Here is a 15509-nt window from a genome sequence, read left to right as displayed (position 1 = left end):
AGCTGTACTCTTGATGACCAATTCTCCGATATCGAAGAAATTAGCCGCAATTCTACTGGTAAGCAGTCTAGTACTTACTATAAATTCTACAGCGATCTTTGCTGCAGAATCGACAGCCGTTACTTCTGCCTCGAACAGCCAATCCGATCTTCCGATGGTTCGTCTCGTGCCCTCTTCATACCATGTCAAGACAGGAGATGTCGTTGAAGTTGCGATATGGCTGCAGGGTTTTACGGGAGACTACAGCAAAGTACAGGGCTATGAGGTTCACTTGAATTTTGATAAAACACTGCTTGCGCCTGTCGAGGGAGAGACCAAGCTTACGCCAAGCGTTTTTAAGAAAACGAGCAATCCGATGAGCCTGCTTAATAAAGTGAATGCGTCAGGTAACGTACAAATTGCCGAGGCAATTACATCGAAGAATGCGAAGCTGTTTATGGGCTATGGTAAAGTAGGTACGGTAAAATTTCGCGCATTGAAGGCCGGGGCAGCTAAACTGACCCAGTCCAAGTCGATCATTATTCAGCCGGATAATCCTGGCATTAACATCATACATCGTGTGAACCATCCTACAATTACGATCTCAGGGAGCGGATCAGGAGCAGGTAAAGTAAATGAAGTCATTGAGACCGTGGGAGATAAAGCTGAGCAAAAAGTGAGTCTGCCGACAAGTAAAGAGATCATCTCCGGGTTTAAAGATCAGTCGGCATTAACCAAAGTCAAATGGGCAGAGAATGCCATCATTCGTCTGGCTACAAGTGAAGTGCTTGTCGGCACGAATGAGGGCAACTTTGAACCGCTCCGCAATATGACAAGGGCTGAATTCGCCAAAGCGGTTGTAACTGCACTTGAGCTTAATATGGCTCAGACGATGGCACCCTCATTCTCGGATATCAAAACGACCGATTGGTATTATGATTATGTGGAAACCGCTGCGAGTTACGGTCTGATTCAGGGCTCCAAGGATAAGAGTGGGGCGCTGACGTTCAAGCCGAATGCTCCCATTACAAGAGCAGAATTAGCTGCGATCCTATCCAGGCATCTTACGGCAGGGACAAGTGAGTCGACCGTTAAAACGGCACCATTTACAGATATTCAGAATCACTGGGCCCAGTCCTCCATCTCCTATCTGTACAACAACCAGCTGATCCAAGGTAAATCCCAGTCCAAATTTGCACCGAATGACATGGCGAATCGTGCTGAGGTCAGTGTCATGCTGAATCGAATTCAAGAGTGGACTGACTAAATGTTCTGCTCCCCGAAATTTCATAGGAACATCGTCTGCTTCCTTTGCTAAGGAGCAGACGTTTTTTTGTAACCAATAAATTTCCGTGTTACGATATGGGATGGGCTAGTAGTAAGCACGACAAAATCAGCCCCAAATTTACATATTTAGATGGAGGTATCAGGAGTGAGCCAGCAATTAAGTCAATTTGAACCCATGTATCGTTACATCGAACAGAAAGTGCAGGCTGGAGCATGGCCATCTGCTGTACTTGGCATCACAGATAAAGAGCATTCCATTGATCTGCGGTCTTATGGCATGCATGATCATGGAACAAATATAGACAGTACGAGCACTTATCCGGTATTTTCCATCACGAAGCCCATGTTTGGATTAGCCATTATGCAGTTATGGGAGCAGGGGTTACTTCATCCATCCCAGCTTATAACTGAGCTGCTCCCTGAGTTCGGTGAACAGGGAAAAGACAAGCTTGCCTTATGGCATTTGCTGACCCATACGTCAGGATTGGATGAGTCCTATATGGCAAGATGGGCTCAAGGCAAGCTTGAAGCAGACGGAATGAATCATTCCAAGATCTTCACTTCTCTCGTATCCAGTACCTTAACAGCTGCTCCAGGTACTTCAGTAAGCTACAACAATATTGCATTTACTGTGCTTGCGGAGATCATCGAGCGTATCAGCGGCATGACCTATGAAGATTATCTGAAGACACATATTTTTGATCCGCTGGGGATGAAGGATACCGGCTTTGGTGAACCTGGTGCAGATCAGTCCAGAATGGCACCTATAGGAAGCTTAGAAGCGATAGCGGGGCGAATGGACCAGCTGATGAGTGCGAAGCTGCCCTTTGGCGGCTTGATCAGTACAGCGGATGATCTGATGATCTTCGCAAAAGCCATGCTGAATGAAACGAAGTATGCGGAAGACAAGCGTCTTCTACAGCCACTGACGTTCAGACAGATGGTTACACCTCAGACGCTTCATATTGATGAGGTCGATTCGGATTACGGATTTGTATGGAAAATGCCTGCGCGTCACAAAGGGTACATCGAACGGGATATTTTTGGTCATAACGGTATAGGCGGCTGTATGGTCTGGATGTATCCGAAGCAAGGATATGCATTTGTACTGATGACGGCGCAGCTGGCCAAAACGGTAGACAATATTCATGTGCACAATGTATTTAGCTCCTGTCTGAATGAGTAGAGACACATGTAACCTGAGCATCCCTTCGTAATGAACGAGAATTCAAGAGCGAAGTTTCGATAATATAAACAAGGGCTGACGGATATCCGTCAGCCCTTGTTTATATTGAATACGTGATAATACTCCTGAACTATTGTTGATCTAACAGCTCGACCGTTTCTTTGAGCGTGTTCTGATCTCCGACATTACCAGGGAAGATGATATAAGGAATGTGAGGGAACTTGCTCTCTTCACCTGTAATCCACACCGGAACGCCGGGTTTGATCTGACCAGCAACGGTAGCACGCTGCACCTTGAGTCCCTTGGTCCCGATATCGCTCGAAGTAATACCGCCCTTGGCTACGATAAAGCGCGGACGCACGTTGAGCTGCTGGACGATACTTGTTACGGCATCGGATATTTTTACAGACTGCTTCAATTCCTCATTCTTCATGCCTTCACCGAGATCCAGCCGTTCACGGCGAGTATATACGGTACAGGTCTTGCCTGATGCAATGGTTTGCTCGGCTTCCAAGATGACCCGTTCTGTTTCAGCTGCAAATGCGGTGTCATCGGTAACGAGATGTACATCAAATTCGATAAATGCGATATCCGCCATTGTTTTTAGTTGTTCAAGCTGTTCTGTCGTCTTTTGAACATGGGAACCGACCAGAATCAGTCCGCCTTCATTAGAAGGGGAGGGGATTAGCTCTTCCCTGTTTAGCAGCGGCTTGTCGCTGATTCCTCCAATGACCTTGGTGAAGGAGGCTGCTGTACGGAACATGAAATTTTTCCCGCCGCGGATGGCACGGATCAGCGCTATTGTAAAGACCTTCACATCTACATCGTCAACGGCGTTAACCACGACTTTGTTAAAGTGCTGGACCTGCATAAGCTGCTCTACAATCGTATCAATATCCATAGAGCGCAGTGTATCCAGAGCAATGTAAGTGGTGTTCTTGGCCAGATAAGCACCCTCAGATTTCTCCTCAACCCAATCCCCCAGATGAGAGCTGGTATAACCAAAGGTTCGATCCTTGGCAAATTCAGTTTCGCCAGCAGGAACTAGCTTATCGCCATACTGTACATAGTGAATGTTGTCGATCGTATAACGTCCGCCTGCCTTGAAATAAGGAAGAATAACTTCTCCATCAAATGTGGAGCCTGACTCCGCTTGAATCGTATCCTTCAATGTATCTGTTTCCAGCGGATAATGGCCCCGTAATGTGGAATCACCTCGGCTGATGATGAGAAAAGGCTTATTAAGCTCTTTAGAAGCCGCAGCGGCATTGCGGGCAATTTCCTTGTGAGCCTCTTCTGATTCAGTGGCCACCATGGCACGGGAATTCGTCAGGATGAAGAACATGGACTGCTCCTCGCGAAAACCATTCAGCATGGTGGACATAGACCAGTCCGTGTATACAGATATGCCGTGTACGGTCTGCACTCCTGTCGGATCATCATCCAGAACGATAATTTTTCGATCCAGCTCCTTAATTTCTATGGACAGAAGCTGCTGCACCATCTCATGATCTAGTGAAGGGAGCTGGTCTAATATTTCCGCAGCATCTCGTTTCTCTGTCGTTCCACTCATCGTATCCACACCTTATCTATATATTGTAATTATGGTATTGATTAAATTCCCGGCAGAATTCCGCTGAACAAGCTTAATACATAGACTGTCGCAAGCGCTGTCAATCCTGCGATAAATCCACCCAGTGTCCATACCTTCAGAGTCTGGGTAACCGTCAGCTTACCAAACCGGTTAACAACCCAGAATCCGGAATCATTCGGAAGGGACAAGCCGATACCCCCGGCACAGATGGCCAGTCCAAGCAGGATCGGAGATACACCAAGATCCGCAACGAGCGGTCCCATAATGCTTGATGTAGTAACGAGGGCAACAGTTGAAGATCCTAAGGATGCTCTCAGAATTTGTGTGAATATGAATGCCAGCAGCAGCACAGGTATGCTCCAGCTCTGCATCGTCGTAATCAGATAGTCACCAATTCCGCTGTGATTAATGACAGCACCGAACGCGCCGCCGGCACCGGTAATCAGAATGATCATACCGCCTGTTGCGATGGCTTCGGTGTACAATTTGCCTGAATCTTCTGCAATATAAGGGCGAAGCAGGACAATAGCAGCTAATACACTGATCAGCAGCGCAACATTCTTGTCTCCCAGAAATCCGAACAACGTTTCAATGAATGTCCCAGGAAACAGCATCTGTGAAATTGTGTTGGCAAGGATCAGGATGATCGGAAGGGAGAGCATGCCGAAGGACATCGCTGTGCTGATTTCCTTACGCGGCAGTTGTTTAACTTCTTCCTCAACGGTTTCAACTTCATCCTCCGTCTTGATGCGCTTTCCTATGAACATTCCATAGATGTATCCCCCAACAAGAGTTGCCGGAATCGCTACGATAATGCCGTACAGAATAAACAGTCCTAAATCCGAGCCTGTATTCTCAGCTACAACCATCGGGCCTGGCGTTGGCGCAATCATATTATGTGCGGTAATTAATCCAACTCCGAGAGCGGTTACAAAGGTAACGATTGAGATACCTGTACGTGAAGCAAGACTCTTAAGCAGTCCGCTCAAAATGACAAATGCAGCGTCAAAATAGACGGGGATCGACACCACGGTACCGGACAGCGCCAGTCCTGCAGGCGATTTTTTGATACCGAATATTTTCAGCATGGAGCTGGCAATTTTCTCAACGGCACCAGATGCCCCCAGAAATTGACCGAAAATCACACCAAGACCGATTAATATACCGACCCCGGTCAGTGTGCTTCCGAAACCGGAGGTAACAACGCCGGGAACCTCCTTCATAGGAATGCCAATGGCAATTGCTGTTGCAAATGCAGTGAAGGCGAGAGCCAGAAACGGCTCAACCTTCCACTTGATAATAAGAAGAAACAGAAATGCTAATGCAATCAGAAACACGACGATCAGCATAGGTCCTGTCAACATGTTGTTTCCACCTTTACTAGAAGATTAGGATTATTGCTGCGCTTTGCGGACTTCTACACCAGCCAGCTTCTCATAATATTGCACGATGCCCCCATGATCATCAGCTTGTTTTCCTTCATTTTTCAGGGACTCGAATATATGCTTCACGTGTTCAGTAAGAGGGAGTGACATCTCATAAGCATCTGCCGTCTCCATAACATTGGTCAGATCCTTCAAATTAATGTCTACACGTCCTCCGGCTTTGAAGTTGCGTTCAATAATCATGGGAAGCTTAGCATCTAATACAGCGCTTCCAGCCAGTCCGCCGCGAATGGCGTGATACATTTTCTCGATGTCAATGCCGGCCTTGGCTGCCAGTACTAGAGCCTCTGACATCGCGGCAATGTTAACGTTTACCATAATTTGATTCGCCAGCTTGGCTGTAGCTCCACTGCCGCTCGGACCAACCCAGGTAATATCCTTACCCATGCAGGCCAGAATAGGCTTAACTTGATTAAATGCGTTTTCATTTCCACCCGCCATAACAGACAGGGTTCCGTCGATCGCTTTAGGTTCTCCACCGCTGACAGGTGCATCCAGCATTTCGATCCCTTGCTTCTTCAAAGCCTCGGCAATTTCAGTTGCCGCAACCGGTGAGATGGAGCTCATATCAACGACAATCGAGCCTTCCTTCGCTCCATGGATGATGCCTTCTTCACCCAAAATGACACTTTTAACAATCGCATTGTTAGGAAGCATGGTAATGATGATATCGCTTTCAAATGCAACCTGCTTAGGGGTGTCGCCCGTGTCTGCCCCAAGTGCCTTCAGCTCTTCCACAGCCGAATGGTTTAAGTCATTGACGATAATGCTGTATCCCTTCTTTAAGAGATTCGCTGCCATCGGCTTACCCATAATTCCTAGTCCTATGAAGCCAATTCTCATGATGAAATCCTCCTTGTATGATCGTTTGACCATTATTTTGTAATCTTGTTTGGGTCTTAAGATTTTCGTATTTTCAAATGTATTGTACACAAAAAGTTCAAATATGTACACAATAAATATAAAATTGTATACAAAAATAATAAAAATGAATACAAAATATCATAGATCTTCTGCTTTATTTTGGTGATTTTGCTTTTATTAGAACGGATTTTCCCCTATAATGAAGGTCAGATTCCCATTTATAGAGGGTTTTAAGAGGATGAAAAGGATGAGAACAACATATGGCAAAGCAAGGTTTACAAGCGGCGTACCTCCATTGCTATGAGCAAATTAGAGACAAAATCTTAAACGGGGATCTGCCTGCTGGTACAAAGCTCGTGGAGGAGAGACTGGCAGAAGAGATGGGAGTCAGCCGTACGCCGGTCAGAGAATCCATTCGGAAGCTGGAGCAAGAGGGTCTGATTAAACGCAAGCGAGTCGTTAGTCCGACAGATGAGGACCTGAGGCATATATTTGAAGTGCGGATCCTGCTTGAGGGATATTCAGCTCGATGTGCTGCGATATATATGGACGAGGCTTCCCAGAATCAACTTCAGCATTGTATCGATATGGCACAGCACGGCAATGTGGAGGAGACGATGGAAGCGAACAAGCAGTTCCATGATATCATTGTCAAGGCAAGCCGCAACCCTGAGCTGGTTAACATTATTGAACGCATGCAGTCCATTATTTACTTATTCCGCAAAGCAGTCGTCCACTACAAGCGTCCTTTTTTGATCGAGGAGCATCAGCAAATTCTGGACGCCATTAAGACACATAATGGAGAAGAGGCCGAGCGGCTGATGAAGATTCATCTTGAGTCTGATCTTAATTTCTATCTGCATTTAAGCAAGGATTGAAGAAGCTGCCACCCAACATATGAACATCACGATGCTCAGAATATGAGCACGTACTTTGATTCTTTGTAACCGTTTACCAATGGGCTCATTTCCTTTAAAATAACTGTACAATCAGATATGGCTGATAGCCTGTATCACCAACGGATCTATATCTGCATAAAGCTATTATCAAAAGACAGACGAAGGGTGATGGATGTGAGGGTACATGAATTCATTGTGCAATCGGAATATGCTCAGCAGGAACTCATTCAAATTTCGAATCTGGCTTCAAGCTTTGTCTCTCAAATTATCATCACGTACACTGATCCTAACGACAATGAGCATGTAATAGATGTGAAGAGTCTGCTAGGTATGATCCTGCAGCCCATTCACGCGGGGACGAGGATTCGATTGTCCACGAGAGGGAAGGATGAGCTCGAGGCGCTTGAAACGTTGATTGATTGCTTTAGCAGAGTACCGGGATTGGAAGCGGAGCATTAGATTCATATCAGATTTATATATTGAAGAAGAGAAAGGCCTGGAAACCTGATTTCCAGGTTTTTTTGCTGTGCTTATTGTCCTCGTAAACTACTTGTCTATTGTTCGGAAAAAGACCGCCATTATCGGGTTTATCCTATGCGTTTGCGTCATTTCGGTTGAAAGCGGGTATGAAAGTTACAGGTAACTTGCTTGGAAGAGCGCAATTTCAAGCAAAACAGAATTATATAATCTAGAGAACAGAATAATCTAGAGAACAGAGAAACCTTTACTGGAAAGGGGATCAACACTTGAGTAAACTTATTTTTGTATCAAATCGTTTGCCTGTTACTGTCAAGAAGAACGAGTCGGAACTCACCTACAGTAAGAGTATTGGTGGTCTGGCAACGGGACTAAAGAGCTACCATGAACAAGGAAACAGTGTCTGGGCCGGATGGCCGGGTATCTCCAGCAATGAGCTGTCTGACGCGGAGCAAGCCTCCATTAACACCGAACTGTCAGAGCAATACAACTGTCTTCCTATTTTTCTATCAGAGCAGGAGATTGATCAATATTATCATGGCTTCTGTAACGAAACGATCTGGCCTTTATTTCATTACTTCACGAGCAATACGGAATACAGCATAGATACTTGGGAGGCCTATAAGCGAGTTAATCAGAAGTTCTTTGATGCACTGGATGAAGTCATTGAGCCTGATGACACGATATGGGTGCATGATTATCAGCTGATGCTGCTGCCCCAAATGATTCGAGAGAAATACCCGAATGCCAAAATCGGATTTTTCCTCCACATTCCTTTCCCTTCATTCGAGATATTCAGACTATTGATCTGGCGCGAAGAGATACTTCAGGGATTGCTCGGGGCCAACTTGATCGGCTTCCATACTTATGATTATGTTCGGCACTTCCTCAGTACCGTACGCAGAATACTTGGCGTGGAACACAGCTTGAACAAGCTAAGCTATGAGACACATACGGTGCAGGTCGAAGCCTTCCCAATGGGTATTGATTATGATTATTTCTCCAAATCAGGCACAGTGGAATTGTCGAGCGAACTGCAGGATTTTGTAGAAAGCACACGCAGCATCCAGAACATTCTGTCAATCGACCGACTGGATTATACTAAGGGTATTCCTGACCGAATCAAAGCCTTTAAGCGGTTCTTGACGAAATATCCGGAATATCACGAGAAGGTTCGTCTGAATCTGATCGTTGCTCCGTCCCGAGTGGAAGTGGAAACCTATGACACGTTAAAAAAACATATCGAAGTGCTCGTCAGTGAAGTAAACGGTCAGTTCGGTACAGTCAACTGGATGCCGATATGGTTCTTCTTCCGAACGTTCAGTCAGGATGATCTGATCGCTTTCTATCGCCATAGCGATGTGCTTCTGGTGACTCCGCTTCGAGACGGTATGAACCTTGTAGCGAAGGAGTATATTGCTTCCCGCAATGATTTCAAGGGCATGCTGGTGATGAGTGAAACAGCCGGAGCGGCGAGTGAGCTGGGTGAGGCAGTTATCGTTAATGCGAATGATCATGGTGCCATTGCTGAAGGTCTGAAGACCGCACTAGATATGCCGGATCATGAGAAGATTGAACGCAATAAAATGATGCATCATCGTCTATCCAGATACAATATTAACTTCTGGGCAGATGAATTTATTACAGCTCTGGGGAATAGCGAGACCGGGGCCCTGCAAACGAAGCCTTTGGTCGAGGTCTCTGATTCTTCGGTGATAAAAACCGCCTATACGGATGCAGAGCGGCGCCTGATCCTTCTGGATTATGATGGAACGCTTGTCGGCTTCAAGCCGACGCCGGATCAAGCTAAGCCAGATGAAGAGCTAAGGCAGATGCTGGCTGGTTTATCACAGGATCCGAAGAATACAGTCGTTATTATTACTGGCAGAGATCGCGGCGTTATCGAAAAATGGCTTGGAGATCTGAATCTCCATTTGATCGCCTCCCATGGATTGTGGTTTAAGCAAGCTGGAGGGGAATGGATCAAGACCATTAATGTCGATAATGATTGGAAGGATAAAATTCGCCACATTCTCGAAATGTATACAGATCGGATGCCAGGCTCGTTAATTGAGGAGAAGGAATATTCCCTGGCTTGGCACTATAGGCAGTGTGAGCCTGATGTCATCGCACTCAAGCGGGATGAGCTTAGAGAAGCATTGATATCCATTACGCAGTCCATGAGCCTTGGTGTACTTGAAGGAAATAAAGTGCTCGAGGTGAAGGACAGCCGAATCAATAAGGGACACGGGGTTCATTTGCTGACACGGGCAGAGGCCTTTGATTTCATTATTGGTGCGGGTGATGATTATACAGATGAAGATATGTTTAATGCACTTCCGGATGAAGCATTCTCTATCAAGATTGGTTCTGGGAACACGAATGCCAAATATCAGCTGAAGACCAATAAGGAATTCAGAACACTGCTTAAAAGACTTGAGGAACTAAGTGACACAGCTAAGTTGCATCCACAACAGCAGCAATGAGGAGGAGGAGAACAACATGAAAATTCGTAAAGCCATTATACCGGCAGCAGGTATGGGAACTCGCTTCCTGCCGGCAACAAAAGCAATGCCCAAGGAAATGCTCCCAATTGTCGATAAACCGACAATTCAATATATTGTAGAGGAAGCCGTTGCTTCCGGTATTGAAGATATTATTATTGTGACAGGAAAGAGCAAACGCGCAATCGAAGACCATTTCGACAATTCGTTTGAGCTAGAGTATAATCTGGCTGAGCAGCATAAATGGAAACTGCTGGATGAAGTGCGCAAATCGTCTGAAATGGCAGACATTCACTACATTCGCCAAGGTGAACCACTTGGACTCGGCCATGCGATATGGTGTGCCCGTAAATTTGTCGGCAATGAACCCTTTGCCGTAATGCTTGGGGACGACATTGTAGAGTCCAAGGTGCCATGTCTCAAGCAGATGATGGACATATACGAGAAGCATGAATCTTCCATTGTCGGCGTACAGCCGGTGCCTTGGGAGCAGGTCTCGCGATATGGTCTCGTCGATGGTGAAGAGCTGTCAGAGCGAGTATACAAGGCGAATCGCTTTGTAGAGAAACCGAAGCGTGAGGATGCACCGTCCAATCTGGCCATTCTCGGCCGTTATATTTTGACACCTCGTATTTTCGATATTCTGGGTGAAACTCCAGCCGGGGTTGGCGGGGAGATCCAGCTGACCGATGCGCTCGCTAAATTAGGTCTTGAAGAGGATCTGATCGCGTATCACTTCGATGGTACTCGTCACGATGTAGGCGAGAAGCTGGGCTTCATTCAAACGACCATTCATTATGCCATGCAGAATGAAGAATTGAAGGATGACCTCGCGGTTTATTTGAAGAAGGTGCTTGAGCAGCGTGAATTGGTTTAAGGGATTTTGAATTACGCTAATCAAGAGTAACGAAGGATACGCCTTATTGCTGCAGTACTCACTGCTTCTGTGCCCTTGATAGCAGCAGGAAGCGGAGACTGGGCAATGAGGCGTTACTTTTTGCTGCCCATTTAGAGTATACTTGAATCAATTTTGTAAATCAGATGGATTCACTTCATGCTGATTTAACGTTCTGTTAACAAAAGGGAGATGCTTGAGATTGAAGGAAACAATAGAATCCGGGGATAGGCCCCTCCCTAAAGGGATGCTTGATCAGGGGTTCATTGTCCGTAACCGTGCAGTGCTGCATGTCGGGCTGGAAGGACGACAAGTAGAGCGTCTGACAGGGGATGATACAGTCAGTTATATATTAAAATACCTTCCAGACGAGACGGTTCTTACAGGTGAAAGCTGGGCCTATGCCAAAGTACTGACACAGCTTCCTGTCATCTATCCTCGACTAATTGCTCAATCGGATCAGGAGGGAGAGGAGAGACCTTGGCTTCTTTTTGAAGATGTAGGCACCATTAGTCACGAAGCAGAGGAAGAGGTACTGATCCAAATTGCCGAATGGATGGCGATATGGCATGCAGTTCCGCTAGATTCGTATCCGGAGCTGCCTCATGCAGGTCAGAAGCCGCGGCTTGAGCAAGTCGTATCTGATCTCTTGGCCCAGCAGACCAGCATCAGTGCATTGCTCGAGGCCCTAGGCTTCAATTGGAGCGAGGTAAATACGTTTTATCAATTGCTGGATACATTTCAGCTCTCCCCAATAGAGGTCTACTCGCACGGCGATCTGCATCCCGGTAATTATGGAAGGACATCCTCCGGCAGAATCGTTGTGCTGGATTGGGAGCATAATCATCGTAACACCCCGATGTGGGACTTATACCATCTGCTGGATATATCACATCCGCTGTTTCCAAGAGCTCATGCCGCGCACATTCGCAGCAAGGTGCTGGATACATATCTTCTATACTCCAGACAGCTCGGCAAAGACTACGAGGAAGAAGTGTTCAAGAGAGAGTATCAGCTGTTCTCTGCCTTCTTCTCCCTGTGGATGCTGCTCTTGATTGACCGGGATTTACAGAGTCCAACGCCGTTCTGGCCTCATGACAACCTGGTTACACAGCGGGAAGAGACATTGCTGTCGATCAGGGAGCTGCTGTACATATTATTGAAGGGGCAGGCGTAGAGCTAGAATTGTATTACCTCATGACCTATGCTCTAAAGGCTTGCTCAATCTCCCGGATAATCTCATAAGCGCCGTCTGATTGATTCGAGCACACGACAACATGCAGCGACGCATCAGGATAGAACAACGCACGGAAGTTAATTCCGGGATCGTAGCCCATAAGTACGTATTTCTCAACCTGCTCGGAAGCTGAATGCTTCGTCATCCATATTCCGTATCCATAGCTTGTATGATCATCTACCTCCGCATGCGGTGTCAGCAGGAGATCCGTCATTTCTGCACGGATGAGCTGCCCGCTGCACACGGTTTCCCACAGCTTCATCATGTCACCCACTGTTACATAGGCACCTCCATCAGACCCTCCTCTTGCCGGCAGCGAATAGATGTTAGTACGATAGCCATTTTCCGTCTGGATGTAGCCAAGCGCTGTCCGTTCAGGCAAGTGATCCATTTCAAAATAACCTGAATCAGTCATTCCTGCCTTGGCAAAAATATGGGCTTCCACGTACTCCTGAAAACCCATTTGGCTTATCTGCTCGACAATGAGCCCAAGCAAAATATACCCAGCATTGTTGTAATGAAATGGACTCCCGGCTGAATGCTTCATAGGCTCATTCTGGAACAAAGGGAGGAAATCCTCCAGACGACGGATATGATACATAGGTCGTTGAACCCACAGTTCCTCAAAGTCATCCATTACATCTTCATCGAAATAGTCGGGGATACCTGAAGTATGCGTTAGCAATTGATGAACGGTAACGCTGAGATCCAAATAAGGAAAGGAATAGGCGCTGAGACATTCTTCAATTGTTGTAGTGAAAGCGAGTTTCTTCTGCTCAACCAGCTGACAGATTGCAATCGCAGTGAACAACTTACAACCCGAAGCCATACCGAAGCGTGTATTCTCTTGGTTTGGAATCTGCTCTGAACGATTTGCATAACCATGACTTAGCTTAAGCATATCGATATTATTCGATTTGACGTGAATGCTTCCTGAAAAATGGATTTGTTCCATTCGCTCTTGAATTCGTTCTCGTAGAGTGTTCATATCATTGATCTCCATTCTAAGTAAGTGTACTCATCCATGTTAGCATGGTAATTGCCGCCAAAGTGGTGATAAATCAATATAATGGTTTTTTACAATACTTCATGCTTGGAGAGCTATTTCGTACAGTGGCTGTTTGATTTTGCTCTACACCCTCATCGGTTTATGCCCCAATCGGTACAATATCAAAGACTCCAAGCCTAACAAAAAGGCGAGCGTCCAATCACATGGAGCTCGCCTTGACTTGAAAATCAGGAGGGTACTGTTTACGATTTTGGGTTACAGAACACCATGTAAGCTGCCGCTCTTCGCAAACAAGCGGTCGATTCGTTGCTCAACAGCCTGATCCGGAATGAGTGGTGGGGCATGATGAGGCTTGGTTCGAGCATCAATAATGATGTTGTCGCAGCCCCAATGCTTATATGTATATTCCGCATTTACTCCGTAAATATCATGAGATGGGTTACTCCGTGTAAAAGTTGCCCATAAGAAATTATCGATGGATCCACTTAGAAAATGGCTGTCATCACATAAAATTATGAGCGGGCAGCCCGGCATGTCTCCTCGCACACGGATCGCGCTTGTCAGTTCTTCGAGCTGCTGTGCTGCATCAGAATAACTGCTGAAAGCAGGGCCTTCCAGCGCCACAACACCTGGCAGCACAAGCCTAGGATTAACGAAATTCCGCAGCCCTTGAAGGTGTTCTGGAGCTTCCGTACAGAGCTCGCGCTTCTTGTCTCCACATGCAGCGAAGACCACCTTGCTCCCTTGATTCAGTCCGCTGCCTGAGTAGTCCAGCGTATCGATCGTAGTATTGGTCTGGAAATGAATATCCCGCTTGAGATCGATGCGCTCCAGTATGTATGAGAAAAATTCGGATACATGATGTGTGCTGAGCGGCTGCTCTTCCTCAGCAGCGATGAATAAGTACTTAGCAAGGCTGAGCTGTCCAGTGCCGAGAATTCGATTCGCAATCGTAAGCAGCTCGGCTGGCTGCTTCACCTTGGTATAAGGTGTATATCGTTCCGAGCCAATTGCAAGTAGAAGAGGGTGAACGCCTGCTGCATCGACAGCGTGAACCTCTTTTACTCCGGGTACCTCCTGCTTAACTGCCCCTCCGGTCAGCTGGTGAATGAGATCTCCAAATGCAGTGTCTTCCTGTGGAGGACGGCCAACGACAGTGAACGGCCAGATGGCATTCTGCTTGGCGTACACCTTTCGAACCCGCATCATCGGAAACGGGTGAATCAAGCTATAGTAGCCAAAATGGTCTCCGAACGGACCCTCCGGCTTGGTTTCGCCGGGATGAATCTCACCGGTTATGACAAAATCCGCATCGTGACTAATGCAGAAACCGTCCGCATCATATCCGTACCTGAATCTTCTTCCCGATAACAGACCTGCAAATAATAGTTCACTTAACCCTTCTGGCAGCGGCATAACCGCCGATAGCGTGTGTGCGGGTGGTCCACCTATGAAGATGCTCACCTTAAGGGGCTCACCTTTGCGATTGGCTTTATGCTGGTGAATCCCGATTCCGCGGTGAATTTGATAATGCAAACCGATATCTTCATTGGCTGTGTAATCATTCCCGGTAAGCTGTACGCGGTACATCCCCAGGTTGGCTTTCATGATCCCTGGCTTGTCAGGATCTTCTGTATACACTTGAGGAAGTGTCACGAAGGCGCCTCCGTCCATGGGCCAGTGCTTGATTAACGGAAGATCGGTTATTCGAATTTCTTTGAAGCCTGAGACGCTGCTTCCCCGTTTGAGCGGGAGGGCTTTGATTGCCGAAGTCGCCGCACTGACGTGGCGAAACGGATTTTTAAGTGCTTTCATGGGATCGTTGCGGAGCGCAATCACATTTTGAGTTGAATCCCAGGTCTGCCGAAACATAAATTTGCTGCGTTCAATCGTTCCAAACAGGTTCGATACCGCACGATATGACGAGCCTTTTACATTTTCAAATAAGAGAGCGGGTCCCCCTGCTTCAAATACTCTCAGGTGGATAGCGGCCATTTCGAGCTCGGGGTCCACTTCTTCCCGAATCCGAACCAGATGTCCGTTCCGCTCCAAGTCAATTAAACATGATTCCAGTGTTGTGTACATTAATATAAAGTCACTCCTAGCTGAGCCTATTCTACATGTTCTGACGAT

At 46.6% G+C, this 15509-nt stretch carries 12 protein-coding genes; 7 read left to right on the top strand and 5 right to left on the bottom strand.

Going from position 1 to position 15509, the window contains the following annotated elements; translation table 11 throughout:
* The first annotated feature begins 13 nt into the window (after positions 1–13).
* Both PUW25_RS15230 and PUW25_RS15225 read left to right on the top strand, forming a co-directional pair.
* Positions 14–1246, top strand: a complete 1233-nt coding sequence (locus PUW25_RS15230) for an S-layer homology domain-containing protein (protein ID WP_274338625.1) — start codon at positions 14–16, stop codon at positions 1244–1246.
* A 165-nt stretch (positions 1247–1411) separates the two neighbouring features.
* On the top strand, positions 1412–2452 hold the full coding sequence (locus PUW25_RS15225; RefSeq protein ID WP_274338402.1) for a serine hydrolase domain-containing protein: 1041 nt from the start codon (positions 1412–1414) through the stop codon (positions 2450–2452).
* 130 nt (positions 2453–2582) lie between these two features.
* Here the strand turns inward: PUW25_RS15225 and PUW25_RS15220 are convergent, their stop codons facing one another.
* The 3 genes from PUW25_RS15220 to garR are packed head-to-tail and all read right to left on the bottom strand — an operon-like array spanning position 2583 to position 6334.
* Positions 2583–4025, bottom strand: coding sequence for a four-carbon acid sugar kinase family protein (locus PUW25_RS15220; RefSeq protein WP_274338401.1), 1443 nt, complete (start codon positions 4023–4025; stop codon positions 2583–2585).
* A gap of 41 nt (positions 4026–4066) precedes the next feature.
* Positions 4067–5410 (bottom strand): GntP family permease, encoded by a 1344-nt coding sequence (locus PUW25_RS15215; protein WP_047910489.1) that lies wholly within the window; start codon positions 5408–5410, stop codon positions 4067–4069.
* A 30-nt stretch (positions 5411–5440) separates the two neighbouring features.
* Positions 5441–6334, bottom strand: a complete 894-nt coding sequence (gene garR / locus PUW25_RS15210) for a 2-hydroxy-3-oxopropionate reductase (protein ID WP_047910488.1) — start codon at positions 6332–6334, stop codon at positions 5441–5443.
* A 281-nt stretch (positions 6335–6615) separates the two neighbouring features.
* On the opposite strand from garR, the gene PUW25_RS15205 reads away from it, so the two are divergent.
* The 5 genes from PUW25_RS15205 (at position 6616) to PUW25_RS15185 (ending at position 12307) form a co-directional block, all read left to right on the top strand.
* Entirely contained in the window at positions 6616–7233 is a 618-nt protein-coding gene (locus tag PUW25_RS15205; protein WP_047910487.1) for a GntR family transcriptional regulator, read from the top strand.
* A 195-nt stretch (positions 7234–7428) separates the two neighbouring features.
* The gene (locus PUW25_RS15200; protein ID WP_047910726.1) at positions 7429–7713 is read left to right on the top strand and encodes an HPr family phosphocarrier protein; all 285 of its coding nucleotides are present in this window, start codon (positions 7429–7431) and stop codon (positions 7711–7713) included.
* A gap of 287 nt (positions 7714–8000) precedes the next feature.
* Positions 8001–10217, top strand: coding sequence for a bifunctional alpha,alpha-trehalose-phosphate synthase (UDP-forming)/trehalose-phosphatase (locus tag PUW25_RS15195; RefSeq protein WP_205052893.1), 2217 nt, complete (start codon positions 8001–8003; stop codon positions 10215–10217).
* Positions 10218–10233: 16 nt separating this feature from the next.
* On the top strand, positions 10234–11112 hold the full coding sequence (galU, locus tag PUW25_RS15190; RefSeq protein WP_047910485.1) for a UTP--glucose-1-phosphate uridylyltransferase GalU: 879 nt from the start codon (positions 10234–10236) through the stop codon (positions 11110–11112).
* Between the two features lie 220 nt (positions 11113–11332).
* Positions 11333–12307: a phosphotransferase gene (locus tag PUW25_RS15185; protein WP_052511750.1), complete on the top strand. Its 975-nt coding sequence runs from the start codon at positions 11333–11335 to the stop codon at positions 12305–12307.
* A 25-nt stretch (positions 12308–12332) separates the two neighbouring features.
* Here the strand turns inward: PUW25_RS15185 and PUW25_RS15180 are convergent, their stop codons facing one another.
* Together PUW25_RS15180 and PUW25_RS15175 are read right to left on the bottom strand one after the other, a co-directional pair.
* Positions 12333–13355, bottom strand: a complete 1023-nt coding sequence (locus tag PUW25_RS15180) for a serine hydrolase domain-containing protein (RefSeq protein WP_274338400.1) — start codon at positions 13353–13355, stop codon at positions 12333–12335.
* A 276-nt stretch (positions 13356–13631) separates the two neighbouring features.
* Entirely contained in the window at positions 13632–15461 is a 1830-nt protein-coding gene (locus PUW25_RS15175; protein ID WP_274338399.1) for a UbiD family decarboxylase, read from the bottom strand.
* Positions 15462–15509 lie beyond the last annotated feature (48 nt).

It is taken from the genome of Paenibacillus urinalis (assembly GCF_028747985.1).
GTDB classification, from domain to species: domain Bacteria; phylum Bacillota; class Bacilli; order Paenibacillales; family Paenibacillaceae; genus Paenibacillus; species Paenibacillus urinalis.
The sequence above is the reverse complement of the archived record's forward strand: the minus strand, read 5'-3'. Positions and strand labels throughout refer to the sequence as shown.